At 42.9% G+C, this 26,621-nt stretch carries 31 protein-coding genes and 1 pseudogene; 1 reads left to right on the plus strand and 31 read right to left on the minus strand.

Annotated elements, in window-relative coordinates; translation table 11 throughout:
• The first annotated feature begins 7 nt into the window (after window positions 1-7).
• Window positions 8-1,243 (plus strand): LL-diaminopimelate aminotransferase, encoded by a 1,236-nt coding sequence (locus tag MTH_RS00260; protein WP_202943321.1) that lies wholly within the window; start codon window positions 8-10, stop codon window positions 1,241-1,243.
• Window positions 1,244-1,303: 60 nt separating this feature from the next.
• On the opposite strand, the gene MTH_RS00265 is transcribed toward MTH_RS00260, so the two are convergent.
• The 31 genes and pseudogenes from MTH_RS00265 to MTH_RS10145 form a co-directional block, all read right to left on the minus strand.
• Window positions 1,304-1,888: a zinc dependent phospholipase C family protein gene (locus MTH_RS00265; RefSeq protein ID WP_010875693.1), complete on the minus strand. Its 585-nt coding sequence runs from the start codon at window positions 1,886-1,888 to the stop codon at window positions 1,304-1,306.
• A 94-nt stretch (window positions 1,889-1,982) separates the two neighbouring features.
• Entirely contained in the window at window positions 1,983-2,711 is a 729-nt protein-coding gene (locus tag MTH_RS09900) for a hypothetical protein (protein WP_052261144.1), read from the minus strand.
• Complete coding sequence (locus MTH_RS09905) at window positions 2,660-3,793, minus strand: FmdE family protein (RefSeq protein WP_010875695.1); 1,134 nt, start codon at window positions 3,791-3,793, stop codon at window positions 2,660-2,662. Before MTH_RS09905 ends, MTH_RS09900 begins: the two co-directional genes overlap by 52 nt.
• Window positions 3,790-4,287, minus strand: coding sequence for a hypothetical protein (locus MTH_RS09910; protein ID WP_010875696.1), 498 nt, complete (start codon window positions 4,285-4,287; stop codon window positions 3,790-3,792). The genes MTH_RS09905 and MTH_RS09910 overlap by 4 nt, the downstream gene beginning before the upstream one ends.
• 89 nt (window positions 4,288-4,376) lie before the next feature.
• Window positions 4,377-4,652 carry a hypothetical protein gene (locus tag MTH_RS09915; protein WP_052261145.1) on the minus strand — a complete coding sequence of 92 codons (276 nt, stop codon included), beginning with the start codon at window positions 4,650-4,652 and terminating at the stop codon, window positions 4,377-4,379.
• A 283-nt stretch (window positions 4,653-4,935) separates the two neighbouring features.
• Window positions 4,936-5,193 carry a hypothetical protein gene (locus MTH_RS00275; protein ID WP_010875698.1) on the minus strand — a complete coding sequence of 86 codons (258 nt, stop codon included), beginning with the start codon at window positions 5,191-5,193 and terminating at the stop codon, window positions 4,936-4,938.
• Complete coding sequence (locus MTH_RS00280; protein WP_010875699.1) at window positions 5,190-5,771, minus strand: hypothetical protein; 582 nt, start codon at window positions 5,769-5,771, stop codon at window positions 5,190-5,192. Before MTH_RS00280 ends, MTH_RS00275 begins: the two co-directional genes overlap by 4 nt.
• An 88-nt stretch (window positions 5,772-5,859) precedes the next feature.
• On the minus strand, window positions 5,860-6,381 hold the full coding sequence (locus MTH_RS00285) for a hypothetical protein (RefSeq protein WP_048060732.1): 522 nt from the start codon (window positions 6,379-6,381) through the stop codon (window positions 5,860-5,862).
• A gap of 185 nt (window positions 6,382-6,566) precedes the next feature.
• On the minus strand, window positions 6,567-7,010 hold the full coding sequence (locus MTH_RS00290; RefSeq protein WP_143485715.1) for a hypothetical protein: 444 nt from the start codon (window positions 7,008-7,010) through the stop codon (window positions 6,567-6,569).
• 125 nt (window positions 7,011-7,135) lie between these two features.
• Complete coding sequence (locus MTH_RS00295; RefSeq protein ID WP_143485716.1) at window positions 7,136-7,819, minus strand: GTP 3',8-cyclase MoaA; 684 nt, start codon at window positions 7,817-7,819, stop codon at window positions 7,136-7,138.
• Between the two features lie 201 nt (window positions 7,820-8,020).
• Window positions 8,021-8,365 (minus strand): carboxymuconolactone decarboxylase family protein, encoded by a 345-nt coding sequence (locus tag MTH_RS00300; RefSeq protein ID WP_010875703.1) that lies wholly within the window; start codon window positions 8,363-8,365, stop codon window positions 8,021-8,023.
• An 832-nt stretch (window positions 8,366-9,197) separates the two neighbouring features.
• Entirely contained in the window at window positions 9,198-9,686 is a 489-nt protein-coding gene (locus MTH_RS00310) for a hypothetical protein (RefSeq protein ID WP_238374209.1), read from the minus strand.
• A gap of 258 nt (window positions 9,687-9,944) precedes the next feature.
• Entirely contained in the window at window positions 9,945-10,127 is a 183-nt protein-coding gene (locus tag MTH_RS09920; protein WP_010875707.1) for a tetratricopeptide repeat protein, read from the minus strand.
• Complete coding sequence (locus tag MTH_RS09480; protein ID WP_333473077.1) at window positions 10,069-10,752, minus strand: tetratricopeptide repeat protein; 684 nt, start codon at window positions 10,750-10,752, stop codon at window positions 10,069-10,071. Before MTH_RS09480 ends, MTH_RS09920 begins: the two co-directional genes overlap by 59 nt.
• Before the next feature lie 184 nt (window positions 10,753-10,936).
• Window positions 10,937-11,194: a hypothetical protein gene (locus tag MTH_RS00320; protein WP_010875709.1), complete on the minus strand. Its 258-nt coding sequence runs from the start codon at window positions 11,192-11,194 to the stop codon at window positions 10,937-10,939.
• A gap of 200 nt (window positions 11,195-11,394) precedes the next feature.
• The gene (locus MTH_RS09925; RefSeq protein WP_238374210.1) at window positions 11,395-11,610 is read right to left on the minus strand and encodes a hypothetical protein; all 216 of its coding nucleotides are present in this window, start codon (window positions 11,608-11,610) and stop codon (window positions 11,395-11,397) included.
• Window positions 11,611-11,778: 168 nt separating this feature from the next.
• The gene (locus MTH_RS00330) at window positions 11,779-12,990 is read right to left on the minus strand and encodes a tetratricopeptide repeat protein (protein WP_010875712.1); all 1,212 of its coding nucleotides are present in this window, start codon (window positions 12,988-12,990) and stop codon (window positions 11,779-11,781) included.
• Complete coding sequence (locus tag MTH_RS00335; RefSeq protein ID WP_238374212.1) at window positions 12,987-13,856, minus strand: hypothetical protein; 870 nt, start codon at window positions 13,854-13,856, stop codon at window positions 12,987-12,989. The genes MTH_RS00330 and MTH_RS00335 overlap by 4 nt, the downstream gene beginning before the upstream one ends.
• 97 nt (window positions 13,857-13,953) lie before the next feature.
• Window positions 13,954-14,229 (minus strand): hypothetical protein, encoded by a 276-nt coding sequence (locus MTH_RS00340; protein WP_010875714.1) that lies wholly within the window; start codon window positions 14,227-14,229, stop codon window positions 13,954-13,956.
• Window positions 14,210-14,593 carry a hypothetical protein gene (locus MTH_RS10235; RefSeq protein WP_112094552.1) on the minus strand — a complete coding sequence of 128 codons (384 nt, stop codon included), beginning with the start codon at window positions 14,591-14,593 and terminating at the stop codon, window positions 14,210-14,212. Before MTH_RS10235 ends, MTH_RS00340 begins: the two co-directional genes overlap by 20 nt.
• A gap of 1,380 nt (window positions 14,594-15,973) precedes the next feature.
• Window positions 15,974-16,723 (minus strand): annotated as a pseudogene (locus MTH_RS10240) (pseudomurein-binding repeat-containing protein); the annotation flags it as partial.
• A 695-nt stretch (window positions 16,724-17,418) separates the two neighbouring features.
• Complete coding sequence (locus MTH_RS00355; RefSeq protein WP_013295924.1) at window positions 17,419-17,802, minus strand: hypothetical protein; 384 nt, start codon at window positions 17,800-17,802, stop codon at window positions 17,419-17,421.
• A gap of 154 nt (window positions 17,803-17,956) precedes the next feature.
• Window positions 17,957-18,196 carry a hypothetical protein gene (locus tag MTH_RS00360; RefSeq protein ID WP_013295925.1) on the minus strand — a complete coding sequence of 80 codons (240 nt, stop codon included), beginning with the start codon at window positions 18,194-18,196 and terminating at the stop codon, window positions 17,957-17,959.
• 16 nt (window positions 18,197-18,212) lie between these two features.
• A complete protein-coding gene (locus MTH_RS00365) occupies window positions 18,213-18,716 on the minus strand; it encodes a hypothetical protein (RefSeq protein ID WP_010875719.1) in 504 nt (167 codons plus the stop codon).
• A gap of 373 nt (window positions 18,717-19,089) precedes the next feature.
• Window positions 19,090-19,719 (minus strand): hypothetical protein, encoded by a 630-nt coding sequence (locus tag MTH_RS09945; protein WP_238374213.1) that lies wholly within the window; start codon window positions 19,717-19,719, stop codon window positions 19,090-19,092.
• 134 nt (window positions 19,720-19,853) lie between these two features.
• On the minus strand, window positions 19,854-20,036 hold the full coding sequence (locus MTH_RS09950) for a tetratricopeptide repeat protein (protein WP_010875707.1): 183 nt from the start codon (window positions 20,034-20,036) through the stop codon (window positions 19,854-19,856).
• A complete protein-coding gene (locus MTH_RS00380; RefSeq protein WP_010875722.1) occupies window positions 19,978-21,117 on the minus strand; it encodes a tetratricopeptide repeat protein in 1,140 nt (379 codons plus the stop codon). The genes MTH_RS09950 and MTH_RS00380 overlap by 59 nt, the downstream gene beginning before the upstream one ends.
• Window positions 21,114-21,716, minus strand: coding sequence for a hypothetical protein (locus MTH_RS00385; protein WP_010875723.1), 603 nt, complete (start codon window positions 21,714-21,716; stop codon window positions 21,114-21,116). The genes MTH_RS00380 and MTH_RS00385 overlap by 4 nt, the downstream gene beginning before the upstream one ends.
• A gap of 133 nt (window positions 21,717-21,849) precedes the next feature.
• Complete coding sequence (locus MTH_RS00390; RefSeq protein WP_048060734.1) at window positions 21,850-22,086, minus strand: hypothetical protein; 237 nt, start codon at window positions 22,084-22,086, stop codon at window positions 21,850-21,852.
• Window positions 22,087-22,180: 94 nt separating this feature from the next.
• The gene (locus MTH_RS00395; RefSeq protein ID WP_238374214.1) at window positions 22,181-22,558 is read right to left on the minus strand and encodes a hypothetical protein; all 378 of its coding nucleotides are present in this window, start codon (window positions 22,556-22,558) and stop codon (window positions 22,181-22,183) included.
• Window positions 22,559-22,701: 143 nt separating this feature from the next.
• On the minus strand, window positions 22,702-25,209 hold the full coding sequence (locus MTH_RS10145; protein ID WP_269899393.1) for a pseudomurein-binding repeat-containing protein: 2,508 nt from the start codon (window positions 25,207-25,209) through the stop codon (window positions 22,702-22,704).
• Window positions 25,210-26,621 lie beyond the last annotated feature (1,412 nt).

Genomic DNA, 26,621 nt, shown 5'->3' on the forward strand with positions numbered 1-26,621 from the left:
AGGATAAATCATGGTGACTGTAAACGAGAACTACCTGCTACTTAAAAGCAGCTACATATTCTCCGAGATAAACAGGAGAGTTGAGGAATTCCAGAGAAAAAATCCTGACGCTGACATAATCAGGATGGGTATAGGTGATGTGACAAGGCCCCTCCCGGAGGCAGTTGTTGAGGCCTTCCACAGGGCCGTTGATGAGATGGCAGAGGAGGAGACATTCAGGGGCTACGGACCGGAACAGGGATACCCCTTCCTCAGGGAGGCCATAGCAGAGAACGACTACGCTTCAAGGGGAGTTGATATCACAGCAGATGAGATCTTCATAAGCGACGGTGCCAAGTGCGACACAGGAAACATCCAGGAGATCTTTGGACTCGACAACGTTGTCGCTGTCACAGACCCTGTCTACCCTGTTTACGTTGAGAGCAACGTCATGGCAGGACGTGCCGGCCCGGCAGACGACGATGGAAGATACAGTGGACTTGTCTACCTCCCATGTACAGAGGAGAACAGCTTCATACCCTCCCTCCCAGAGGAGAGGGTGGACCTCATCTACCTCTGCTACCCCAACAACCCCACAGGAACAACACTGACAGAGAAACAGCTTGCTGAGTGGGTGGACTATGCAAGGGACAGTGGCAGCTTGATACTCTTCGATGCAGCCTACGAGGCCTACATCCAGGAGGATGGGATACCCCACAGCATCTACGAAGTCGAAGGTGCAAGGGAAGTCGCGATTGAGTTCAGGAGCTTCTCAAAGAACGCGGGCTTCACAGGTACAAGGTGTGCCTTCACGGTTGTACCTGAAGAACTTGAGGTCCCTGACAGCAGCGGAAGGATGCACTCTGTGAGGGAACTCTGGAACAGGCGCCAGACAACAAAGTTCAACGGAGTCTCCTACCCGGTCCAGAGGGCGGCCGAGGCTGTCTACACACCTGAGGGGCAGCGGGAGATAAGGGAATCCATTGATTACTACATGGAAAACGCCAGGATAATAAGGGAAAGCCTTGAAAGGGCAGGTTTAAGGTACTATGGTGGTGTAAACGCACCATACATCTGGATAAGGACGCCCGAGGGAATGGACTCCTGGCAGTTCTTTGACACCCTCCTCAATGATGCTGAGGTCGTTGGGACACCGGGCTCAGGTTTCGGACCAAGTGGTGAGGGTTACTTCCGTCTCACAGCCTTCAACTCCTTCAGGAACACTGTGAAGGCCATGGAGAGGATATCAGAGCTGAGCTTCTAGATGATACTGATTGTTGATGGTAGAGCAGTCACCATCACGGAAAAATAAATAATTAATTTTTTAATTCATGGCTGAGTTTATTGCCATATATGCGACACTGGTACCCATGTCGAGGTCCCTCTGGACTGTTGATGGGCTCTTTGTCCTCGTCCACCTTGACCAGTCACTCCTACCGTTGAGGTAGCCCTGCTTCATCAGTGTGTAGAGGTCCCCTGACACATACTTTATTCTGGGTGCAAGGTACAGCGCCTGCCTCTCATAGCCTGTATGGAGTGATGATGACTCCCCGCTCACACAGTGGGGGGCGCTGAAGGTGTCTGTTATGTAGTGGCTTGCAACCCCGAAACAGTAACTCGCATACCTGTAGTTCCTGTTCCTGTAGGCACTCCTTCCACGGTCGAGCCATTTCTTCGCCTCGGTGAAGCTCCTGGGGAAGCTGTGTCTCACTGTATCATGGAACTTCTCATCAGGGTCGTTGGACCCGTCGACCATGGCGTTGAGGTTTAACCTGGGTTTCTTGTGGGAGGGTAGCTTCTCGTATATGGCCTCTGCTGTGTCGTAGTGGGTCACAGTCTTCCAGGCAAATGAGGCGGGTGTAAGGAGCATCATAAGAACAAGGATTAAGGACACACCCCTTATCTTCATGGTGAAACCTCCATTTAGTGGGTGGTACCTTTACATGTATAAATTTATTGTTGAGAATGGTGTTACTGATATAAAAAAGAAAAAGAGTGGGGGTTTATTTTCCTGCTCCGCCCCTGAGGAATCCGAAGGCCACAAGACCAGCGGCAACAAGGACACCCACGATACCGTAGACATACCATGAGGAGTCACCGCCACTGGCGCCTGATGTAGCATTCTTAACCTCATAGGCCTTTGAAGGGGTTGATGCAGGCTCCTCTGACACTGAGGATGCAGCGCCCACCTCTGCGGGTGAAGCCGCAGTATCCACACCCGGTGAATAACCTGAGTGTCCGCCGCTGATACCACCAGCTGAACCTGAAGGAACACCACCGGTTGAACCTCCCTGGGTTCCTCCGTTGTTAACTGGTGTTCCACCGTTGTTCACAGGTATAAGGTCCTCGAGGGTCCTGTTGGATGGGATACTGAAAATATACTGAAGGGCATTCATGGAGCCAGTTCCACCTGCAAGGAGTATGCCAAGTTCCTCCTTGTTTATAAGACGTTCCGCGGCTGTACTGACAACCGGTGCTGATACCAGGTTTGGTGAGGAGTAATCATGCTTGTAGAGTCGGATGTACTCTTCGTAGGAGTTGGATCCTGATGCAAACCTTGGGCTCTGCCATGTGATAACTGCAACCCTTCCAGTGTTTGTCTTTTCATCCCATATTATGATGTAGCCCACCATTCCATTCATACCGCCGCCTGTTGTTTCCAGTGTTGTCTCATCACTTGTCAGCCTCTGGTTGGCGTAGGTTCCCTGTCCCGCTGAAACACCGAGGAGCATGAAGAGTATGTCGTCCTTACAGTTATCGAGTGTTGTGACATAGATGTACTTCTCGTTTTCCCCCTTGGGTAAGTGTTGAAGATGTAGTCGGCTATGAGGTAACCTGGTGAGCTTCCACCACAGACGTGGTTGTGGAAGAGCCAACCCATCAGCACGTCAAAGGGTGGATCGTATGGTAGGACCTCTTCTATTCTGTAATTGGATGAATTCTGAACAACAAGTGTTCCGCTTGTGATGTTGTAGTACATTGATTTGATTATCTTCTGTGTCCCGTTGATCAGACAGAAGTCGAATTTCAGCTGACCCCAGAGCGGTGCATGTACTGGTAGAAGTGTTTTCCTGCTGAGTCTTGATCCGAGGATGTCATAGATTCCATCCCAGATTGGACTGGTCTCCTGGTTGTTTAACCTGACGTAGCCTGCTGATGTGAGGACAAATAGCTGATAGTCATCCCTTTCAAGATTTATACCCATGGCCTGGAAGAGCTCTACAGCCTTCTCTGCCGCAAGGCGGCCGATGTTCTTGAGGTCCCCGTATGTTAGATTGCCTGTACTGTAACTGCTGTTAGATGGGGTTGCATTTATAAGGTTTGTCTGGTTGAGGATGTAGTTGAGGTCAAGCCCGGCTGCGGCGATGGTCGTGTTACCCTTTGTGGGTTCATATCCCATGAGGTAGTTTACCTGGTCCTGTGTGAGGTTGTCGAATGCGTAGAGGATCTTCACAAGGGTTTCTGGACTTGTTGTTAGTTTTTTAACTGCCCATGCGTTGAATTTAAGTTCTGATACTGCTGTTTCACCGGTTTCCTGTTTGTATTTGCTGATGAGGTCCTGAAGGTTGTAGGCCATTATGATAAGTGTACCTTTTTTTGTCTTTGAGTTCCATCGAATGAAACCCACAATGTTGGTGTCTTCAGTTGTGTTGAACCCCACATATGCCCTTTTACCGGGTGTCGCATCCATGGCATATATGAAGACGTCATCGTCTGAACCGCCGGGTACACCTATGACCTGGTAGCTCACACCCTCCAGTGGTAGGCCGAATTCATTTGTAGCAGGGTAGTATTTGAGGAGTGTTTCTATCATTCGTAGCCGCTGATTGTTCCCATGCAGACGTGGCCGTGGAATGCTGCTTCCCTGAGGATGTCTGCTGAGAGTCCTATGGCCCAGGCGTTGGCCAGGCTTGCTATGGGGAATGTGTCGTTTCCAAGTTTTTTCTGCAGTGCCTGGTACTGTGTGAGGGTCATATTCTGTGAGACCGTTCCAATGTAGATGGGTGTCATGCTGGCGTTTTTGAAGTAGGCGAGTATGAGGTCGTTACCTTTCCTTACTATGAATGCGAAGTCCAGTGGATCGAGTCTGGTTTTTCGGAGCATCAGGAGGTTTCCTTTACCATAGCTCACTATACCGCGGGCCTGGTTGAGTATACCCTCCAGGGCGTCCTCTGTCGTCTGGTTTTTGTAGTATGCTGTTCCTGCTGTTGTTATGACCAGGACCTCACCGGTTCTGGTGAAGTTGAGGATCTGGTCTGCCTTCTTTGTTGTTTCCCTTCCCAGTTTGTAGGCTTCTGTGGCGTTCATGGTGAGTGAAAGATGGGCTGCGTATACCGTGCCGTAGTCTGTTAGCTGGAAGGTATGTGAGAGTTCCCTGTATCCGGGGGCACGGATTTTTACTGTGAATTTTGTGGTGTTTGTGATGTTCTCTGGTAGTTGAATTTGATTTTGGTCATGTTTGCTGCCGGGTCAAATGTTCTGGTGAAGTTTATCTTTGTCCCGTTTTCGTCTGTCAGTTCCTGGATGTCAGGGTTGATATTGCCATTATCGTCGGCGTATTCATATTTGACGTCAACCCCCACCTCACAGTTTGTATCAGCTGCACTCACCGAACCTGTAAGTGCCACAGCAACGAGAAGAACCATGAAAACCATGAAATACTGTCTTTCCATACCTTTTTCACCTCCTTTTAATTTTATCATTAAAAATAATGATCTTACTAACATATAAGTCTTAATTATTACTACTTGGGTGATGATGGGATGTATTGTAATACTCACTGCTTTAAAAGGAGAACTGTATGGAATTATCCTGAGATGCTCAGAACAAAATAGTTTTAGAAGAACTGCATAAAGTGATCAATTAACTGAGAATATGGTAGAAAAGAAAAAAGGATGGATTACTTTTTCCTCTCGATCTTGATCGCGATTGGAGGTTCAATTCCCTTCTTACGGATCACCACACTGTGGCTCCGAGGACGAGGAGGATTATCAGCCATGCAGGTATCACGATGACCGTGTCGCTGGTCTCAAGGGTCTTTGTCTGATGGAAACGTCCATACTTTATCTCTGTCCGGGCGGTGTATGGTCCGAATTCAAGCCATCCCGGCTTCCATGTCTCAACCAGTGTGTAGCTGTCCTCAGGGTAGACGACACCATCGATGGGCACCCTCTGTTTACCGGTTATCCCAGTGAGTTCAATGGCCCCTGTCATGTTTGCCTGGACTGTACCTGTATTTTTGAGTTTGTAGGTGAACTACCGGGCATGAAGCTCAGAAGTATGGTGGGTGCTTTGTGGTCCTCCAGTTTGAGTGACTCGATGATCGGCCCGGGGAGACCCACATATATGGGTACCACCAGTTCGACTCCCTGGACTATCTGTATCTGTCCAGTGGCTGCATTCTGGACCGGCACTCCCCTTATCACCAGGGCCCCTGCGGCGTCGAGGTAGTTTATCTTTCCAGGTGCGTTGACCGTGAATCTTATCTTCCTTGACTCCCCGGGTTTTAGCCTGAAGGTCGTGTTACCTTCGATGGTGATCCACTGGGCTATACCCCTGTCAGAGTACACCAGGTTCACACTGTCCATGAGGAGCCTCTTCTTGGTCACGTTGACGCTTACCTCCTCCTTGCCGATGTTCCGCACCGTGACCTCGCCGCTCACTGAATCTCCTGGCTTGAGGTTGTATCGGAAGTCTGCCGGTGATGCCCAGAGGCCTGTTGCCACTGCAGGTGCCACGTATCCGACTATGAATATGATCATTAAGAGGGCTGTTAAGTGTCTGACTTTCATGGTTCATCCACCTTTAAAATGAGTTTAAATCTTAAGGTATTAAAAGATTTTTAAAAATAGGAAAAAAAGTTGGGTTTAGAATTGGAGTTTATGGTGCAGGTGAGTTATGCTTCACTGCTGTGTATGTGTTTGTTATTGTGTATGTGCCGTCCTCTGTGAATGGGGGTACAAAGAGTCTGAGTGTTGTTGTCCATGTTGTCGGGGTACCTGCTCCCTGGGATGCCTTGTTCATGTTGTCATATATCTTAAGGGAGCTGGTTGTGATGTTCTGGTAGTTACCTGTGACATTACTGAAAATATTGAACCCTGTTATTGGTATTGTATCTGTAGCAGTTGGGCTTGTGAATGCTGATGCGTCTGCCTTGACGTAGAGGTCTATCTTGACGTTACCTGTGTTACTTACTGTGAAAGCAGGGCTTGTTCCTTCACTTCCTGCGGCAATGCTCCCGAAGTTAACATTCGGTACAACTATTGAGATGGCCTCTGGCACTGTAACTGTAACTGTCTGGCTTGCTGTTGCCGCGTAGGATGGTGAGCTGTATGCACCTATTGCCACCACAAACACAAGGGCAACCATAAGCGGGATTACTCCCATTAACTTTTCCCTCATATTGATCACCTGTATTTCAGATAAAAATTAATTGTCACAGCATGTTATATAAATCTTTTCATTTTTCGTGACACCAGAAACATATATTTGAAGTATATGTGACTGAGTTCACAAAAACAGGTTTTCGATGGCAGCGGTTTGGTCAGGTTGCTGTGTAGATGAGTGTTGTCTGATAGGTACCGGGGTCAGTGTAGGGGGGTACCCGTGATGTAAAGGCTCATGGTTACACTCCTTGATCCATGGAGAAAGAACCCTCCGGTGTATGTCATTATGGTCTGATCGGAGGTCGTGAAGGACCTCTTGCTAAGGCTGGGGGTGCTGAATTTGAGGCTGGATAGGGGTATCCTGAGTGAACTGTCAGCCGTGTTCACAAGGTTCCCATCGGCCCTGACAGAAAGGGTATCCTGCCAGGCAAAGAAGTATGTCACAGTCGCTGTTACAGCGTTGGGGTAGCTCCTTTCGATGCCATCAGGGTAGACAGTCCCCAGGTTGATGCTTGAGGGCTCCACCTCTATTGATGCTGACAATGAGAGTGGCTGAACCCCACCCCCGCCTTTAACAGTTTTATTCACTGCAGAGGAATTGTTACCTGTTTCATTTGCAGCCGCGGCTGTGAAGATTCCCCCCACGATTAGAAACAATAAAATCACGGAAATAACTGTCGTCCTCATGAAATCCCAACCTTCATATAATATTGCAAGAACACCTTTTTATATAATTTTCGATAGGTCGGGATGTCTTCCTTATTCCTGGACTAGAGGGTGCGGATGATCATCCTCCTCTTCGTGTGTCTCCTGAAGTCGAGGGATGTTGATACCCTGCTGAGGTACCTCCTGCTGATCCTAGCTGCCTCTCTGATTTCATCGTCACGGGGTCTGCGGGCGTCGAGGCTGTTACCATGGGCAACATACCCTGTTATCCTGTAGGGAACATCCCATACTGACAGGAACTCTGCAATCCCCTCAATCTCATCAAGGTCAACAAAGCCAGGCACGAGGACCGTTGAGACCTCAATCCTCTCTGAACCTGAGAACTCCTCTATGCATTCAAGGACCTCCCTGTTGGACTCCCCGGTCAGCTGGATGTGTTTCTCCTCGTCGAGGGCCTTGAGGTCAACGTGGACCTCATGGAAGGTGCTCATCCATAGAACATCCCTGCGGGTGCCGTTGGGCGATATTGTCACATGGAAGTCTCCTGCGAGGATTTCGGTCAGTTCAGGAAGGTCCTCCTGGAGTGTGGGTTCACCCCCTGCTATGAGGACCCTCTCTACCCCGGTTTCATCACGGATCCTCTGGATTAGATCTGCTATCCTGTCTGGGGAGTGGTTCATACATCCTGATGGTTTGAAAAAGCAGTACCTGCACCTGAAGTTGCATGTTGGTGTCAGGACGGTTATGATGTCGCTTACAGATATGTGTGAGAGCTGGATGTGTTTCACCTCTGGATGGCATGTTTTTATATCTGTGGTATGTGTTATGGCCCGGTGTGTTTCACCTCGAAATGCCACTATATCCTTCGTATGGTATATATGTGGCGGTCAATTTTGGCATGTTTTCAACCATATCTGCCAGCGGACCACCTCAGAGCAGGATCACCATTAACGTTGATGATGAATACATTGATGAGGGGTATATGATTTCTACAGATCCATTCTTTCCTCTTTGAACACCCTCAGAGACCTTGAAAGTGCTGTTGATTCTGCCATAGATGCTCCTATAAGGATCGCTAGTAGTATTTCATCACCACCCGCGTCCAGGCGTTTTGCAGCCTTAATATGTGTTTTAAGACAGTGTTCAGATCCAAGGGCTGCTGCAGCTCCAACCCCTATAAGCTCCTTTGTAACCAGTGGGAGCGCATCATTAGATAGAATCTTCTCCATTTTGTCATAATATGCTTCCAGGATCTCTGGCTCGTCCTCCAGGACTTTAAATATCTCTGGTATAAAACCAAAAAATTCCTCGATCTTTTCCAATATTTTCTCCATCCCTTAACCCCCTACACACATTATATTGGTGGATAGTAGAATATAAAATCAGGTCTTGTGGAGATGCTGCTTCAGACCAGGCCCCCATCCTGTTGTTTGCAACAGCCGTCAAAAAACCATATCCGGGGCTCTAAGATTACTAAAAAAATTCTGTCTGACCTATGAGGGCCCTAAACCCTGTGGCGTAGAAGAATAGGCCCTAAATTTTTTCATGGCTGGGGCTGCATACCATGATATGATCATTTCTTGATCATTCCAGACCCTACTTGAAGAGGAGGGTAGGGTTTCACTGTTTTACCTTCGTCATAGATCTATATAACGAATAAAACATGTGAAGGCAAGCAAGAAGAAAATTTTGATATTCAGTTCCTTCTTGGCAACCTAATATCCTTCTATGTTCCCCTTTCGAGTATGCCTAGTGTAGGGGTTGATCCATTTCTTTCAGGTCATCCCGCAAAGAAGTAGAAGCTGAATAAAAACTTAAAAGGGGCTGCTATCTGAGGCTAAAAATGCCCTGAACCTCTTTATTTTGGTGTTGATTTGTTGGTTTGTTGTTGGGTTTAACGCTCCTCAAATATATGGCATAGAAAGGAGAAGTACACCTATTAGGGACATTATAACAAAAAGTGTTTCGAGCACACCTTTTTCCTCGCCTCTAAACACCTTCTTCGACAGAAAATAGATTAGCAAAAACATATTTCCCAGTAAAAGACACGTTAACAATATAATAGGTAGTTCAGGCCTAGTATGCAGTAAAGCCAACCTACTACACGTAACAGTAAAACCAACAAAATTGTAAAACACGATAACGACCCCAAAAAAATAAAAAAGCTTAGATGTATGCTGCATCCTCCCACCTCAAACTACCATCAGGATTCTTCGGTATTTCAATATAGTGTATACAATGATCCTCACCAACATAACTTCTCAACTCATAACCATAAATCCAGGTACGATGAATCGAAATATACTTCCAATATTCTTGGGGAAGATAATGAGTCCGTATCCTTAAAATCAAATCACCTTCAGCCACTATCACACTTATAAAACCCAAAGGACCCATAACAGCAGTGACACCGGCAACAGTTGCAATATCTAATATACCATGGAAAACATCCTCTAGAATGCATGTTTGGTGTTCTATGATGAATTCTTTGATATCGTCTGTGATGTTTAGGAGGCCTGTGTAGGCTATTATTGTTGCATATGCTGCCATGTTGAGTCCTATGAGGCTGGCCCTACATAATCGAAAAAGAGGGTTTAGGATGGAAAGGTACATGGAGGTTACAAAGCCCAATATAAGCCTTCTTAGTACTATCATCTAAACCTTCAAGGTTTACTGTGCCATTACCATCCAAGAGCGAATCTAACTTTTCAGATATTATGGCTTGGCCAAGTTCCCGAGCCCATTCTGTCTGTTGGTGGTAGTAGCAGTATGCTCCCATGAAAGCATAGATCATGTCCCTTACTATCCCTGTTGCATGGTCTATGATGAGGTATCTTCCCTGCCCGTCACTGATAAGCGTGTAATTCTCGCTTTCGAGGATGTTTAGTGACCCGCCGTTGAGGAGTGTTAGGCCTATTCCTGTTGTGTGGAGGTTTTGATCCTGGGATTTGGGTTTATGGTTGATTTTTTTTGGATGGTGAGTTCTTTCAGGGCTTTTTTGGCTTTTTTGTATTCTGGGTCTATTTTCAGGGCTTTTTCATAGCATTTTAGTGCTTCTTTGTGTTTGCCGAGTTTTTGTAGTGTTTTTCCTTGCATGTACCATAGTGTTTTGTTTTGGGGGGTTTAGTTTGAGGGCTTTCTTGTAGCATTTCAGGGATTCCTCTGGTTTTTTGAGGTCTTCTAGGATTATGCCTTTCCATTTCCATGCATCGGCGAATTCGGGGTTTATTTCAAGGGCTTTTTGAAAGCATTCCAGCGCATCCTTATATTTTCCAAGTTCTTCGAGGACTAGTCCTTTGTTGTTCCATGTTTTGTCGTCTTCTGGATCTATTTCCAGGGCTTTTTCATAGCATTCTAGTGCCTCCTCATATCTCCCAAGTTCACTGAGGACTACTCCTTTGTTGTTCCATGCTTCTGCAAGTTTGGGGTTTATCTGTAATGCTTTTTCATAGCATTCTAGTGACTCATCATATCTCCCAAGTTCATTGAAAACTAGTCCTTTGTTGTTCCAAGCTTTATCATCTTGTGGATTTAATTGGAGAACTTTGTCATAACATTTTAATGCTTCTTCATATATCTTAAGGTTATGTAATGTTATTCCTTTAGTTCCCCAAGCTCTATAATTTTTTGGATTTAGCTCTATGGCTTTTTCGAAACATTTTAGTGCCTTTTTGTATTTTTTAAGGTAAATTAGAACGGAGCCTTCCCCTAGCCATCCAATCCTTTATTTTCTTAAGGGGGTTCATATTCCAGCCTCTCTCAACTTCTTTTTCATGTAATCGTTGGGTCCTAGTATGCAAGTTTTTATCGTCTCATGATTCTGATAGGCATCCTATGCTTGCAGCGGAACCTATTATGGGTTGATTCTTTATTTATCTGTTAGTATAGGTTTACATAAGGTTTTTTCATGTCTTAAGGATTCTAATCGTAAGAATTGCGAGCATCATTAGCCCAAAAATTCTGATCGCCTCTTGATGGCGAATTATCCAATCTTCTTTTTTTCTGAAAAAATACAATAAAACGAAAAGGAGCCCCACGACTAACCAGTCAGTCAACTCAACCTTCGGGCTGTTTAAATATAACAGTTCAAGGAAAAAGATTATGAAAGTAACCATAAAAAGTATATCAAATTTTCTTTCACCTTTTTCAGACCTTTCAATCATTACAACCCCTCTATTTACCTAAATGTATATTGTTTCATTCTCTCTTAGCGTATCATCTGGATTTTTAGGAATCTCCTTGTAGTGTATACAATTATCCGCACCAATGTATGCTTCCAGTTTGTATCCATATATCGGGCCACGATGAAGGGATATATACTTCCAGTATTCCCTAGGTAGGTAATGATCCCTTATATTAAGAATCAAATCCCCTTCTGCAATAATACAAAAAACAAGGCTACAGTTGCCACAAAAGATCCTCCTTCTAACATAAAATAACAGCCACCAACCACACCTACTGCATCTAGAATATCCTTTGGGATGTATGTTTGATGTTCCACGATAAATTCTTTGATGCTACCTGTAATGTTGTTGAGTTTGGAGTCTATGTAGGCTATTGTTGTTGCGTATGCTGCCATGTTAACTCTTATGAGGCCCTGACCCACCAGGCCATAACTGATGATTTCCAAAGGTCATGGGATTGTGTGGGGCGGGTTGTATTGGGCTAATAAGGCCTCTTGAAGGCTTTTCTCGCGTTGTCCTTTAAGCCTTCAAAGGTTTGCTGTGCTGTTATCCTAAGAGTGACTTTAGCCTTTCATTTGGAGTTCTTTCAGGGCTTTTTTGGCTTTTTTGTATTCTGGGTCTATTTTCAGGGCTTTTTTGTAGGATTTTTTGGCTTTTTGGTGTTTTCCAAGTTTTTGTAGTGTTTTTCCTTGCATGTACCATAGTGTTTTGTCTTGGGGGTTTAGTTTGAGGGCTTTCTCGTAGCATTTCAGGGCTTCCTCTGGTTTTTTGAGGTCTTCCAGGATTATACCTTTCCATTCCCATGCATCGGCGAATTCTGGGTTTATTTCAAGGGCTTTTTCAAAACATTCCAGCGCCTCCTCATATTTTCCAAGTTTCCTGAGGAGTACTCCCTTGTTAGCCCATGTTTCGTCGTTTTCTAGGTTTATTTCTAAGGCTTTTTCATAGCATTCCAATGCCTCATCATATCTCTTAAGTTCTTCAAGGACTACTCCTTTGTTGTTCCATGCTTTTGCATTTTTTTGGTTTATTTCTAAGGCTTTTTCATAGCATTCTATTGCTTTTTCAGGTTTACCGATTGTGTCAAGGAGCGCTCCTTTGTTGTTCCATGTTCCATCGTCTTGTGGATCTATTTGTAGTGCCCTTCCATAGCATTCCAATGCCTCATCATATCTCTTAAGTTCTTCAAAAATTAGTGCTTTGTTGTACCATGCCTCTACGAATTCTGCGTTTATCTGTAATGCTTTTTCATAGCATTCCAATGCCTCCTCATATTTTCCGAGACTGCGTAATCCGTTACCTTTATTATACCATGCTTTTGCATTTTTTTGGTTTATTTCTAAGGCTTTTTCATAGCATTCTATTGCTTTTTCAGGTTTACCGATTGTGTCAAGGAGCGCTCCTTTGTTGTTCCATGTTCCATCGTCTTGTGGATCTATTTGTAGTGCCCTTTCATAGCATTCCAATGCCTCATCATATCTCTTAAGTTCTTTAAGGACTACTCCTTTGTTGTTCCATGCTTCTGCTAGTTTTGGATTGTTTTTGAGGATTTTTTCATAACATTTTAAGGCTTTCTCTGGTCTTTTGAGTTTTAGTAGTGTCATTGCATTATAGTGCAAGATTTCCGGGTCGTTTGGACTCGCCTTGAGGGCTTTCCTGAATTCTTTAAGAGCTTCTTTGTATTTTCCCTGTTTTAGGCTTGATCGGCCCCCGCTGAGGTGCCATCCAGCCTTTCCCCTGGCTATCCAATCCTTTATCTTCTTAAGGGGGTTCATCCTCCAGCCTCTCTCAACTTCTTTTCTAGGTAGTTTTTGAATCCTAGTATGCAGGCTTCTATTGTCTCACGATTCTCATAGGCTAATAGGCTTCCAATAGCCATCCCAGTGCCTATTACAGTACCTCCATGTTTTATGGCGCCCACGACATTCCCATCCTTTAAAGCCTCCTTGAACAGATCCCATTCATCCATCATGAGTTTACCTAAATTATTTATAGCCCTTCCTATATCGTCGGGATCGCCACCAACACCACCACTGCTAATCACCCTTAGAGTATCTACGGCTTCTCTATACTCATTTATCGCTTGACTCCATTCGTCAGACTGTCTTGATAGTATTTCAAGATAGTTTTGTATTGGTTGTGTGTCTCCTGTTAGTAGTGTGTAGGCGATGAATGTTGGCAGACCAGCGGGTGAGAGTAACATCATGGCATCTTCGATGTATGGGAGCCACTCAGGATGTTCGATGAGGATATAAGCGACTATTGCAACAACTATTCCTATGCCAGCTGTCGCCGGCGCTGACAAGGCTCCTGCTTCGAGGATGGCGACTTCAGCTCCTCCTTCGAAGCCGACGACTTCAGCTCCTGAAACACCAGCAAATCCAATGAACTTCCACAAACCGGTCTCATTCAGTAGTTCTTTTGCGAGGTTGGCTGCCCATTCTGTCTGCAGGTGGCTGAAACAATATGCCCCCATAACATTCTTAAAGATATTGACATCCCTCACTATCCCTGTTGCAGTGTCGATGATCAGGTAGTCATTATCATAGTTTATTATGGTGTAGTTCCCAGCTTTTGTAATATTTAGTTTTTCTCCGTTCAGGAGCCTGTATGCTATGCTTGTGATCGCAGCACCTTCCATGATATCCCCTATATTGTCGAGGCTTCCATTGTATGGGAATAGGCGTTGCATTGAACTCTGAGGGGTTTGATGTCCCGACAATAATTAAATAGCCCTGTTATACCCCTGGAGATGCAATTAAACCCACTATAAGGAGCATTACCATCATCCATCTTATTTCATACTCTTTTTCCTTCAACTCGTAGTAGAGCCAGCATAAAAGGAGAAGAGTGAACAAGCCTAAAGGGGCTGCTATTAGGGACAAAACATCACAATGATACTTAAGCGCAAGAATACATAGGAACATAACTATGCAGATAAGAGGATAAGCCCTCTTATACCAAGATTCATAATCCAATAAGATCCCCTCCACTTTAGATATATACTGCTTCATCCCACCTCAAACTACCATCAGGATTCTTCGGTATTTCAATATAGTGTATACAATGATCCTCACCAACATAACATCTCAACTCATAACCATCGTACCAGGAACGATGATACGATATATACTTCCAATACTCTTTTGGAAGATAATAATCTCTAAAGCTCAATATTTTATCACCAAACCACATACAAAACCCAATTGACCCTAATATCGCCCCAGCACCTCCTTTTGACACGTATCCAAAAACAGTAAGTAAAATATCTATAATGTCTTTTGGAATGTATGTTTGGTGTTCTATGATGAATTTTTTGATATCGTCTGTGATGTTTTGGAGGCTTGTGTAGGCTATTGTTGTTGCATATGCTGCCATGTTGAGTCCTATAAGTCCCTGACCCACAAGAGCATAATTGAGGATATCAACGAAAGCCATTGGACCTTCCAGGGCAATGTACATGGAGATTACAAGGCCAATATAGGCCTTCTTGATACTATCATCTAAACCTTCAAGGTTTACTGTGCCATTACCATCCAAGAGCGAATCTAACTTTTCAGAGAATATTATGGCTTGGCCAAGTTCCCGGGCCCATTCTGTTTGTTGGTGGTAGTAGCAGTATGCTCCCATGAAAGCATAGATCATGTCCCTTACTATCCCTGTTGCATGGTCTATGATGAGGTATCTTCCCTGCCCGTCACTGATAAGCGTGTAATTCCCGCTTTCGAGGATGTTTAGTGACCCGCCGTTGAGGAGTGTTAGGCCTATTCCTGTTGTGGGCGCGCTTGTGGGGTCTGATCCTGGGAAGAGGGCCTCCATCACATAGTATTCTATTGGATTTATAGCTGATGTTCTCGCATAATTGAATGCTTTAATGTTTTCGGGTGTGCCTTCTGCTTTCACGGCCATGTTGTGGTTGCATTCGAGGCTTATCCATGTCCCTGGGCTGTGGTCTCCTGCTGAGACCATCACTGGCATGGTCCTGGTCCATGTTACATTATAGCGCGTGGCTGCTTCTTCTGCGATGAGATCGTGGAGGTATATTACTTCAAGGCCTGTTAGGAATGTTCCGTGGGCTGCCTTTAATGGTCCGGGCTCGTATGTCCTGTTTAGCCACTTTTGTAATGTCTGGTTTGTTATCTTCCCTGTGGCGAGGGTGTAGGTTATGATGGCGTCGTAGTTGCTAGCCTCCCAGATGAGAGTGTCGTTTATTATGATATTGGGTCCTGTTTCTCCTGGTGGGTGTATGTATTGGCCGTTTGTGTAGAGTAGGAGGAGTGTTCTTGTTGATTTGTTCCCTGGGAATGTTATATTGGCTATTGTCACCTTTTCCTCGCCGGGATACTCCACACTGACCTGTAAAGGGTCTATGCACTTGTTATAGTTTGTGAGTATGAATATCTTTTCTGCCTGGGTTAAATTGAAGTTGTTGAGATATTCATTCACTTGAGGTTCTGCTCCGAGTTTTGTGTAAATTTCTATGAGTCTGTTCAGGCCAGCTATGACTTGCCAGACTATTTCTCTTTGACTCTGGCTGTTAGCCTGGTAGAATGGGTTAGTGACCTCGGCTAGTTTGTATGCTATGCCATCCTCCACAAGGAATATTGTTTCATTGAATAGGCCCGAAGATATAGCCCCTATACTAATCCATTTAACCGTGTCATTGAGCGGAATTTTAAATGTTAAATTTAGGGGCTTCCCAGAGGATGTTGCCGTGGAATTAACATGGACCGTTGCAAGCATAACCTCCAATGTAATAGTCTTCGTGTCTGTTATGCCATAGCCTTGGACTGTTAGGGTTACTTTGTAGGTTCCTGGTTTGTAGGCGTGTACTGGATTCTTCTGGGTGCTTGTGCTTTGGTCTCCGAAGTCCCATTTGTAGTATTGTATTGTCCCTGTACTTTTATCCTGGAATTGGACATTATAGCCTTGTATTGTGTAGGTGTAGTCTGCCCTTGGCCTTACTATAATTCCACCCTTACCTGTAACATATTCTACTGTTACATAGTTTGGTAGTCTTCCTGTGCTGTTGTAGAAGTTTATTATCCTTGCATTGGCATATATTAGGCTTTCTGGGCGGACTTGTCCAATGGCTGTGCTGGCATAATTCGGCGACCTCCCATAGGATTCCATGAAAGCCTTAACATTCTTTGCCACCTGCAAGTATCCTGCTTTTTGGAGTGTTCCTGTTCCTGTTCCACTTGGACTGGGCGGGGAGGCCATACTATTGAATGACAAGCCAACTCTCCTACCCTGATCGAGGTTTATGATGGTTGAGGATGAGGCGTAGAGGTAGTCGTCTGCCGACACATTCTTACCGTTAATCACAACCTGTGATGGTATTTTTTCATGTTGTGCAGTGTAGTTTCCGATCAGCTTTGAAACGTCACAAATCTCATCATAGGATAAACTCACAGCTGAAGAACTGCCCAAAAGACAGAAAAAGGACAGGATCGCCAGAAAAAACAACAACCTCCTCACAGCCACCACCATAATATGATAACACATTATAGTATAAAAAGATTACTATCTCTTTTAGGGGCGAAAAATATAAAAGGTGGGATTTAAGACAAGAGCATGAATCCCATCATTACAAGCTTAAACAGGAAAAAATAGGCACTTACCATCCCCCCCAGATGGGCAAAGAGAAACCTTATATTGCTGTCATAAAATGATTCTTGTTTACATAATGATTCTTGAGGAGTTTATTTTGTCATGCTTGAAAATAAAATATGTGGAGGCCGAGAAGAAAACTTTGATAGTCGCTTTTTTGGGAACCTGATATCCCCTTTTGGGTTTGTGTAGTGTGGTGTTTGATCCATTTTTAGGTTATTCTGGGAGGGGGGGATGAGATTGGAGGCTGCTATTTGGAGGCTAGAAATGTCCTGAGCCTCTTTATTTTGGTATTGGCTTGTTGGTTTGTTGTTGGGTTTAACGCTCCTCAATGATATAGCCGAGAAAGGAGAAGTACACCTACTAGGAGCATTATAACAAAAAGTGTTTCGATCACACCTTTTTCCTCGCCTCTGAACACCTTCTTCGACAGAAAATAGATTAGCAAAAACATATTTCCCAGTAAAAGACACGTTAACAATATAATAGGTAGTTCAGGCCTAGTAGGCAGTAAAGCCAACTTACTACCCGTAAACAGTAAAACCAACAAAATTGTAAAACACGATAACGACCCCAAAAACTGAAAAAGCTTAGATGTATGCTGCATCCTCCCACCTCAAACTACCATCAGGATTCTTCGGTATTTCAATATAGTGTATACAATGATCCTCACCAACATAACTTCTCAACTCATAACCATAAATCCAGGTACGATGAATCGAAATATACTTCCAATATTCTTGGGGAAGATAATGAGTCCGTATCCTTAAAATCAAATCACCTTCAGCCACTATCACACTTATAAAACCCAAAGGACCCATAACAGCAGTGACACCGGCAACAGTTGCAATATCTAATATACCATGGAAAACATCCTCTAGAATGCATGTTTGGTGTTCTATGATGAATTTTTTGATATCGTCTGTGATGTTTAGGAGGCCTGTGTAGGCTATTATTGTTGCATATGCTGCCATGTTGAGTCCTATAAATCCCTCCACAAGAGCATAATTGAGGATATCCTGGAATGTAAATCCACATAGACTTCAACATTATCATGAGTTGTGATATTTTTTATAGGTTTTTTCTAAGATTTTCCAGTTTTTTTGGGCGTGGGGGGCTGCTTTTCTTTTATGCAAGGCCAAAGAAGCCTATAATTACAAGCAAGCCTCCAAGTGCTCTGACAGTTTCATTTTCAGTTTTTCCCAACTCATCCTTGCCTAATAGGTAAATTAAGAGAAACATGTTCACTATGTAAATGGAATAGACAATTAATTTGCTGATAATATAGGGGAAACGGAGACTAACCACAACCAATGCAGCAGTAAAATAAGAAAGGAAATAACTAAAATAAAAAATGTACTTTACCATCATATCATCCTCCTAATCAGATATACACTGCTTCATCCCATCTTAAAGTACCATCTGGGTTCTTTGGGATTTCAATGTAGTGTATGCAATGGTCTTCGCCAACATAAATTTTAAGTTCATAACCATGCCGCCAAGTTCTATGGTAAGAAACATATTTCCAATATTCAGTTGGAAGATAATTCGTTCTTACATTCACAATTAAATCACCTTCTGCTAATAGTAGAGAAGCAATCGAAAAAATACCACTTGCCAAGGTGACACCTTCACTACTAAGCTCTTTTAAACTCCATATAAAAAGAATCCCATCTATAATGTCCCCTCCAATGCATGTTTGGTGTTCTATGATGAATTTTTTGATATCGTCTGTGATGTTTAGGAGGCCTGTGTAGGCTATTATTGTTGCATATGCTGCCATGTTGAGTCCTATGAGGCTGGCCCTACATAATCGAAAAAGAGGGTTTAGGATGGAAAGGTACATGGAGGTTACAAAGCCCAATATAAGCCTTCTTAGTACTATCATCTAAACCTTCAAGGTTTACAGTGCTGTTGCCATCCAGGAAAAGGACGAGCCTACTACAAAGGTTATGGCCATTAACCATCGTATTTCATCCTCTCTTTCCTTCAATTTGAATTGGAGCCAGAATAGAAGAGAAAAAATGAACAAGCCTAAAAGGTCTGCTATTGGAATCAAACCATTAAAATGTTTAATTCCAATGGAAAATAAAATAATATCGAGACAAAGAAGGGAATAAAGTATATCGAGCAAAGATTCATAATCCAAGAAAAGACACCTCCTATATCATCCACTTAGACTACCCCATTAGGGTTCGTTTGAGAATTTTAGCCCCATATAGTTGCCGCGGATCGTAAAATACGCCAAAAACTGAAAAAGCTTAGATGTATACTGCATCCTCCCACCTCAAACTACCATCAGGATTCTTCGGTATTTCAATATAGTGTATACAATGATCCTCACCAACATAACTTCTCAACTCATAACCATAAATCCAGGTACGATGAATCGAAATATACTTCCAATATTCTTGGGGAAGATAATGATCTCTAAATGTAAGTATGCCATCACCTATCCGCATACACCATCCAATTGGTTGAAATATTTCACCACCATACCTTACTAACACATATGCCAAAACCTGGATCAAACAGTGAGCAGTATCTTCTGAGATGTATGTTTGGTGTTCTATGATGAATTTTTTGATATCGTCTGTGATGTTTAGGAGGCTTGTGTAGGCTATTATTGTTGCATATGCTGCCATGTTGAGTCCTATAAATCCCTCCACAAGAGCATAATTGAGGATATCAACGAAAGCCATTGGACCTTCCAGGGCAATGTACATGGAGATTACAAGGCCAATATAAGCCTTCTTGATACTATCATCTAAACCTTCAAGGTTTACTGTGCCATTACCATCCAAGAGCGAATCTAACTTTTCAGATATTATGGCTTGGCCAAGTTCCCGAGCCCATTCTGTCTGTTGGTGGTAGTAGCAGTATGCTCCCATGAAAGCATAGATCATGTCCCTTACTATCCCTGTTGCATGGTCTATGATGAGGTATCTTCCCTGCCCGTCACTGATAAGCGTGTAATTCTCGCTTTCGAGGATGTTTAGTGACCCGCCGTTGAGGAGTGTTAGGCCTATTCCTGTTGTGTGGAGGTTTTGATCCTGGGATTTGGGTTTATGGTTGATTTTTTTTGGATGGTGAGTTCTTTCAGGGCTTTTTTGGCTTTTTTGTATTCTGGGTCTATTTTCAGGGCTTTTTCATAGCATTTTAGTGCTTCTTTGTGTTTGCCGAGTTTTTGTAGTGTTTTTCCTTGCATGTACCATAGTGTTTTGTTTTGGGGGGTTTAGTTTGAGGGCTTTCTTGTAGCATTTCAGGGATTCCTCTGGTTTTTTGAGGTCTTCTAGGATTATGCCTTTCCATTTCCATGCATCGGCGAATTCGGGGTTTATTTCAAGGGCTTTTTGAAAGCATTCCAGCGCATCCTTATATTTTCCAAGTTCTTCGAGGACTAGTCCTTTGTTGTTCCATGTTTTGTCGTCTTCTGGATCTATTTCCAGGGCTTTTTCATAGCATTCTAGTGCCTCCTCATATCTCCCAAGTTCACTGAGGACTACTCCTTTGTTGTTCCATGCTTCTGCAAGTTTGGGGTTTATCTGTAATGCTTTTTCATAGCATTCTAGTGACTCATCATATCTCCCAAGTTCATTGAAAACTAGTCCTTTGTTGTTCCAAGCTTTATCATCTTGTGGATTTAATTGGAGAACTTTGTCATAACATTTTAATGCTTCTTCATATATCTTAAGGTTATGTAATGTTATTCCTTTAGTTCCCCAAGCTCTATAATTTTTTGGATTTAGCTCTATGGCTTTTTCGAAACATTTTAGTGCCTTTTTGTATTTTTTAAGGTAAATTAGAACGGAGCCTTTATTGTACCATGCATCTGCAAGTTTGGGGTTTATCTGTAATGCTTTTTCATAGCATTCTAGTGCCTCATCATATCTCCCAAGTTCTTTGAGGACTAGTGCTTTATTGTTCCATGCTCCTGCATACTTTGGATTTATTTTTAGTGCTTTTTCATAGCATTCTAGTGCCTCATCATATCTCCCAAGTTCTTTGAGGACTAGTCCTTTGTTGTTCCATGCTTCTGCAAGTTTTGGATTGTTTTTGAGGATTTTTTCATAGCATTCTAAGGCTTTCTCTGGTCTTTTGAGTTTTAGTAGTGTTATTGCATTGTAGTGGAGGATTTCTGGGTTGTTTGGTCTTGCTTTGAGGGCTTTCCTGAATTCTTTGAGGGCTTCTTTGTATTTTCCCTGTTTTAGGCTTGATCGGCCCCCAGCAAGGTGCCATCCAGCCTTTCCCTCGGCTATCCAATCCTTTATTTTCTTAAGGGGGTTCATCCTCCAGCCTCTCTCAACTTCTTTTCTAGGTAGTTTTTGAATCCTAGTATGCAGGCTTCTATTGCTTCACGATTCTCATAGGCCAATAGGCTTCCAATAGCCATCCCAGTGCCTATTATAGTGCCTCCATGTTTTATGGCGCCCACAACATCCCCATCCTTTAAAGCCTCCTTGAACAGATCCCATTCATCCATCATGAGTTTACCTAAATTATTTATAGCCCTTCCTATATCATCAGGGTCTGGGGATGATGGGACATTCACTTGAGGAAGCTCCCCCCAATTTGTAATTCTTTTCTTCCATTCCTTGTCAGGTATTATTTTTGCTAATTCTTGTATTGGTTGTGTGTCTCCTGTTAGTAGTGTGTAGGTGATGAATGTTGGCAAACCACCAGGTGAAAGTAGCATGCTCATCATCATAGCATCTTCGATGTATGGTAGCCATTCAGGATGCTCCATGATAATAATTAGAGCCAGGGTAATAACCAAGCCTAAACCTAGTGTTTCTGGGGCTGAAAGCACACCCAATTCAAGTGCAGCTGCTTCGGCTGTTGAAACACCAGCAACACCAATAAATTTCCACCAACCACTCCAATTCAAAATTTCATTCCCAAGTTTTTTGGCTAGTTCTGTTTGTTGGTGTAGTATGCTCCCATAATATTCCTGTTTTATGTCTATTAAATGAAAAAAACCTTAACATCCCCCTTCATCTTGGCAACATGATAACTCCTCTTTATGTTCCGAATATAATTAATGCAAGGATTATGGCAATCATCCATCTTATTTCTTCTTTTTTTCCCTTCAACTCATCCACGAAGAAGTGCAACCAGAATAAAAGGAAATAAATAAACACGGTTAAAAGGGCCGCTATTGGAACCAAACCATTAAAATGCCTAATCCCAACAAAATATAAAATAATATCAACACAAATAAGAAAATAAACCTTCCCAAACAAAGATTCATAATCCAAAAAAGACCCTTCTCACTAACAATATACTGCTTCATCCCACCGTAGAGTACCATCAGGGTTCTTCGGCATTCCATGTTGTATGCAATGGGATCCTTCATACTGAAGTATTGGATTCTTTGATTAAAAGGGTTGCGACTATCAGAGCAAAAATACCTATTAATATTCTGTCTAAGATTATCATTGTTAAAGCAAAGATGTATGCTAGTATTATGGAGGATTTGGCTAACCATTCCATCTTAAGTTTCCCTATCTTATTTAAGAAGATGAAAGAGATTATGAGGAATGTGAAAGCCCCCACATCCCCCCCAAGGAAAAAAGATCCAATGGCAAGCAACACACCACCTATAACCCCATATAAGAGAAAATCCAACCTCTTTTCCCGTTCTCCTAAACCTCCTAATATCAGTAATATACAACCTATAAATACTAACATAAAAAGTATACAGCCTATGATTATTCTTAAACCTAACATAGAACCACCCATCCTTTTTCTCCAATCACCCCACCACAAATCACCTCAAAGCCAAAACCAAACACAACTTAGTAGATCTGCCACTGAAACCAACACCTAGATAATCAGCACATAAAGCTTATCAATCCAAACAAACCACCACCTTAAATATATACTGCTTCATCCCACCGTAGAGTACCATCAGGGTCCTTCGGTATTTCAATATAGTGTATACAATGATCCTCACCAACATAAGCCCTAAGCTCATAACCATGAGCCCATGTACGATGATATGCAATATATTTCCAATATTCCTCTGGGAGATAATGATCCCTAAAATCGAGTATCCCATTGCCTATAGCCATACACAAACCAACTGGCTGAAGTATTACCCCACCACCAGATTTCGATAATACATATATTACTGCTGGAAGCATATATTCAACAAAATCATTTGAAATGTATGTTTGATGTTCCACGATAAATTCTTTGATGCTGCCTGTAATGTTGTTGAGTTTGGAGTTTATGTAGGCTATTGTTGTTGCGTATGCTGCTATGTTAACTCCTATGAGGCCCTGACCCACCAAGCCATAACTGATGATTTCAACAAAGGTCATGGGGTTATGTAGGGCGAGTCGCATTGAAACTATAAGACCCATGAAGGCTTTTCCCACACTATCCCTTAAACCTTCAAGATTTACTGTGCCATTACCATCCAAGAGTGACTTTAACCTTTCAGAGGACATTATGGTTCGGCCAAGTTCTTGGGCCCATTCTGTTTGTTGGTGGTAGTAGCAGTATGCTCCCATGAAAGCATAGATCATGTCCCTTACTATCCCTGTTGCATGGTCTATGATGAGGTATCTTCCCTGCCCGTCACTGATAAGCGTGTAATTCCCGCTTTCGAGGATGTTTAGTGACCCGCCGTTGAGGAGTGTTAGGCCTATTCCTGTTGTGGGCGCGCTTGTGGGGTCTGATCCTGGGAAGAGGGCCTCCATCACATAGTATTCTATTGGATTTATAGCTGATGTTCTCGCATAATTGAATGCTTTAATGTTTTCGGGTGTGCCTTCTGCTTTCACGGCCATGTTGTGGTTGCATTCGAGGCTTATCCATGTCCCTGGGCTGTGGTCTCCTGCTGAGACCATCACTGGCATGGTCCTGGTCCATGTTACATTATAGCGCGTGGCTGCTTCTTCTGCGATGAGATCGTGGAGGTATATTACTTCAAGGCCTGTTAGGAATGTTCCGTGGGCTGCCTTTAATGGTCCGGGCTCGTATGTCCTGTTTAGCCACTTTTGTAATGTCTGGTTTGTTATCTTCCCTGTGGCGAGGGTGTAGGTTATGATGGCGTCGTAGTTGCTAGCCTCCCAGATGAGAGTGTCGTTTATTATGATATTGGGTCCTGTTTCTCCTGGTGGGTGTATGTATTGGCCGTTTGTGTAGAGTAGGAGGAGTGTTCTTGTTGATTTGTTCCCTGGGAATGTTATATTGGCTATTGTCACCTTTTCCTCGCCGGGATACTCCACACTGACCTGTAAAGGGTCTATGCACTTGTTATAGTTTGTGAGTATGAATATCTTTTCTGCCTGGGTTAAATTGAAGTTGTTGAGATATTCATTCACTTGAGGTTCTGCTCCGAGTTTTGTGTAAATTTCTATGAGTCTGTTCAGGCCAGCTATGACTTGCCAGACTATTTCTCTTTGACTCTGGCTGTTAGCCTGGTAGAATGGGTTAGTGACCTCGGCTAGTTTGTATGCTATGCCATCCTCCACAAGGAATATTGTTTCATTGAATAGGCCCGAAGATATAGCCCCTATACTAATCCATTTAACCGTGTCATTGAGCGGAATTTTAAATGTTAAATTTAGGGGCTTCCCAGAGGATGTTGCCGTGGAATTAACATGGACCGTTGCAAGCATAACCTCCAATGTAATAGTCTTCGTGTCTGTTATGCCATAGCCTTGGACTGTTAGGGTTACTTTGTAGGTTCCTGGTTTGTAGGCGTGTACTGGATTCTTCTGGGTGCTTGTGCTTTGGTCTCCGAAGTCCCATTTGTAGTATTGTATTGTCCCTGTACTTTTATCCTGGAATTGGACATTATAGCCTTGTATTGTGTAGGTGTAGTCTGCCCTTGGCCTTACTATAATTCCACCCTTACCTGTAACATATTCTACTGTTACATAGTTTGGTAGTCTTCCTGTGCTGTTGTAGAAGTTTATTATCCTTGCATTGGCATATATTAGGCTTTCTGGGCGGACTTGTCCAATGGCTGTGCTGGCATAATTCGGCGACCTCCCATAGGATTCCATGAAAGCCTTAACATTCTTTGCCACCTGCAAGTATCCTGCTTTTTGGAGTGTTCCTGTTCCTGTTCCACTTGGACTGGGCGGGGAGGCCATACTATTGAATGACAAGCCAACTCTCCTACCCTGATCGAGGTTTATGATGGTTGAGGATGAGGCGTAGAGGTAGTCGTCTGCCGACACATTCTTACCGTTAATCACAACCTGTGATGGTATTTTTTCATGTTGTGCAGTGTAGTTTCCGATCAGCTTTGAAACGTCACAAATCTCATCATAGGATAAACTCACAGCTGAAGAACTGCCCAAAAGACAGAAACAAGAGAGGATTGCCAGAAGAAACAATAACCTCCTCACAGCCACCACCATAATATGATAACACATTATAGTATAAAAAGATTACTATCTCTTTTAGGGACCGAAAAATATAAATATGAGGATTTTGGGGGTTGTTTTATTTGTAATGTTGCATGATCATGTTCTCCCTTCATTTTTTTCTGGTGTTCCTTAACATAATTGCCTCTGCTAATCTGTACGTTGTTGTTCCATTTTTTTACCTGCAGCCCCTGTAACTGTAATACCGACTCCAGAAACAGCTCACCCCAAGGATTCCAACCTAAATAGCTTCCAGATCATTAAATACTCCTAAAGCTATAACACCAAAGCCCAGCAGGTTGAAAAAGTGAAATAATTTTTCATATCTAAAAAAATCAAAGTTTTGATGTTATGAGGTATCATTCCTATAAATAGGCACAACCACTCCAAATTGCTAATATGCCTCTTCAAGTGTGTAGCCCAACCACCAGGCAACCATGCAAGCATCAGAAACAAACCTATTATACAACCCCAACTAAAGTGCCGCCAATTACATATTTTCCAACTTTATGCCAAATTAAGTTTATATATGTCAAAAGTTTATTTCCTTCTTTGTTGATCAAATGTAAGTAAAATTAACGCCGCTATAGCCACTACAGTCATAATAGTTCTTAGTGATAATGGCTGTTGGGTTAATACTACTATATAAAAAAATAAAGCCAAAAATATTGTGTAAAACAAGAGTTTTAATCTTCTTCCAGGACTATTATAAATACTTTGAAGTCTGATGTATCCATAGAAAGTTAGTATCATTAACATGAACATTAACAATCTTAACTCTAAATATTGGAAAAAATTAAATTCTATGTATAAAAAAATGCCAAAAAATACCACGCACAAAAGTAATGTTATTCTTTTTTCATTTTTTTCACTTATCTCAAACATACTTCTTCCACTCCCTAAAATTAAAATAATAATTAGGTATATGTCCACCATCCCTCATTAACATGCGCTGTTCCTATAGTACCTAAGTAAGCTGTCCCTAATAAACCAAAAAACTTACCCACTGGATGATCTGTGTAACCTAGCGTCACACAAACCCAGGCACACCCATAGTAGACTCTCCACCAGTTAAACTCCTTACCATGCCATTTACCCTTCTTCTTCAACCGGTACTTCCAGTTTTTACCAATGATCTTTTGCATTTCCTCTCTGCTTAGGACTTTTTATCTGCTATGTTCGCGATTTGATCTCTATCCGTGCTTATATGGTCTTTTGCCTTTGACGTTCTTGCATCTCCCCTAATTTTACTGGTCGTTGATTCTATTAGCTTTTGGATCCCCCTCTTTTGTGCTTGTCAATGTAAAGGTCCGATAGGAAATGCTGGTTGGAGGGTCAAGATGCTTTTGGTTTAATCTTCGCGAATAATCCCAGTGTCATCAATATTAGTGTTATGAAGAAGGATC

It is taken from the genome of Methanothermobacter thermautotrophicus str. Delta H (assembly GCF_000008645.1).
GTDB lineage: Archaea > Methanobacteriota > Methanobacteria > Methanobacteriales > Methanothermobacteraceae > Methanothermobacter > Methanothermobacter thermautotrophicus.

Coding starts and splice junctions, on each gene's coding strand:
- MTH_RS09915 (WP_052261145.1), bottom strand. CDS start 4,652: ATGGAAAGACAGTATTTCATGGTTTTCATGGTTCTTCTCGTTGCTGTG.
- MTH_RS00395 (WP_238374214.1), bottom strand. CDS start 22,558: ATGTTAGGTTTAAGAATAATCATAGGCTGTATACTTTTTATGTTAGTA.
- MTH_RS10235 (WP_112094552.1), bottom strand. CDS start 14,593: ATGGCAGCATATGCAACAACAATAGCCTACACAAGCCTCCAAAACATC.
- MTH_RS09925 (WP_238374210.1), bottom strand. CDS start 11,610: ATGGCAGCATACGCAACAACAATAGCCTACATAGACTCCAAACTCAAC.
- MTH_RS00320 (WP_010875709.1), bottom strand. CDS start 11,194: ATGATTGAAAGGTCTGAAAAAGGTGAAAGAAAATTTGATATACTTTTT.
- MTH_RS00275 (WP_010875698.1), bottom strand. CDS start 5,193: ATGACAGGGGCCATTGAACTCACTGGGATAACCGGTAAACAGAGGGTG.
- MTH_RS09920 (WP_010875707.1), bottom strand. CDS start 10,127: ATGCAAGGAAAAACACTACAAAAACTCGGCAAACACAAAGAAGCACTA.
- MTH_RS00340 (WP_010875714.1), bottom strand. CDS start 14,229: ATGAAGCAGTATATATCTAAAGTGGAGGGGATCTTATTGGATTATGAA.
- MTH_RS00265 (WP_010875693.1), bottom strand. CDS start 1,888: ATGAAGATAAGGGGTGTGTCCTTAATCCTTGTTCTTATGATGCTCCTT.
- MTH_RS10145 (WP_269899393.1), bottom strand. CDS start 25,209: ATGGTGGTGGCTGTGAGGAGGTTATTGTTTCTTCTGGCAATCCTCTCT.
- MTH_RS09905 (WP_010875695.1), bottom strand. CDS start 3,793: ATGATAGAAACACTCCTCAAATACTACCCTGCTACAAATGAATTCGGC.
- MTH_RS09945 (WP_238374213.1), bottom strand. CDS start 19,719: ATGGGAGCATACTGCTACTACCACCAACAGACAGAATGGGCTCGGGAA.
- MTH_RS09950 (WP_010875707.1), bottom strand. CDS start 20,036: ATGCAAGGAAAAACACTACAAAAACTCGGCAAACACAAAGAAGCACTA.
- MTH_RS09900 (WP_052261144.1), bottom strand. CDS start 2,711: ATGCTCCTCGGTGTTTCAGCGGGACAGGGAACCTACGCCAACCAGAGG.
- MTH_RS00335 (WP_238374212.1), bottom strand. CDS start 13,856: ATGGAAGGTGCTGCGATCACAAGCATAGCATACAGGCTCCTGAACGGA.
- MTH_RS00300 (WP_010875703.1), bottom strand. CDS start 8,365: ATGGAGAAAATATTGGAAAAGATCGAGGAATTTTTTGGTTTTATACCA.
- MTH_RS00280 (WP_010875699.1), bottom strand. CDS start 5,771: ATGAAAGTCAGACACTTAACAGCCCTCTTAATGATCATATTCATAGTC.
- MTH_RS00365 (WP_010875719.1), bottom strand. CDS start 18,716: ATGATAGTACTAAGAAGGCTTATATTGGGCTTTGTAACCTCCATGTAC.
- MTH_RS00355 (WP_013295924.1), bottom strand. CDS start 17,802: ATGGCAGCATATGCAACAATAATAGCCTACACAGGCCTCCTAAACATC.
- MTH_RS00380 (WP_010875722.1), bottom strand. CDS start 21,117: ATGAACCCCCTTAAGAAAATAAAGGATTGGATAGCCGAGGGAAAGGCT.
- MTH_RS00310 (WP_238374209.1), bottom strand. CDS start 9,686: ATGATAGTACTAAGAAGGCTTATATTGGGCTTTGTAACCTCCATGTAC.
- MTH_RS00285 (WP_048060732.1), bottom strand. CDS start 6,381: ATGAGGGAAAAGTTAATGGGAGTAATCCCGCTTATGGTTGCCCTTGTG.
- MTH_RS09910 (WP_010875696.1), bottom strand. CDS start 4,287: ATGAACGCCACAGAAGCCTACAAACTGGGAAGGGAAACAACAAAGAAG.
- MTH_RS00330 (WP_010875712.1), bottom strand. CDS start 12,990: ATGAACCCCCTTAAGAAGATAAAGGATTGGATAGCCAGGGGAAAGGCT.
- MTH_RS00360 (WP_013295925.1), bottom strand. CDS start 18,196: ATGGTAAAGTACATTTTTTATTTTAGTTATTTCCTTTCTTATTTTACT.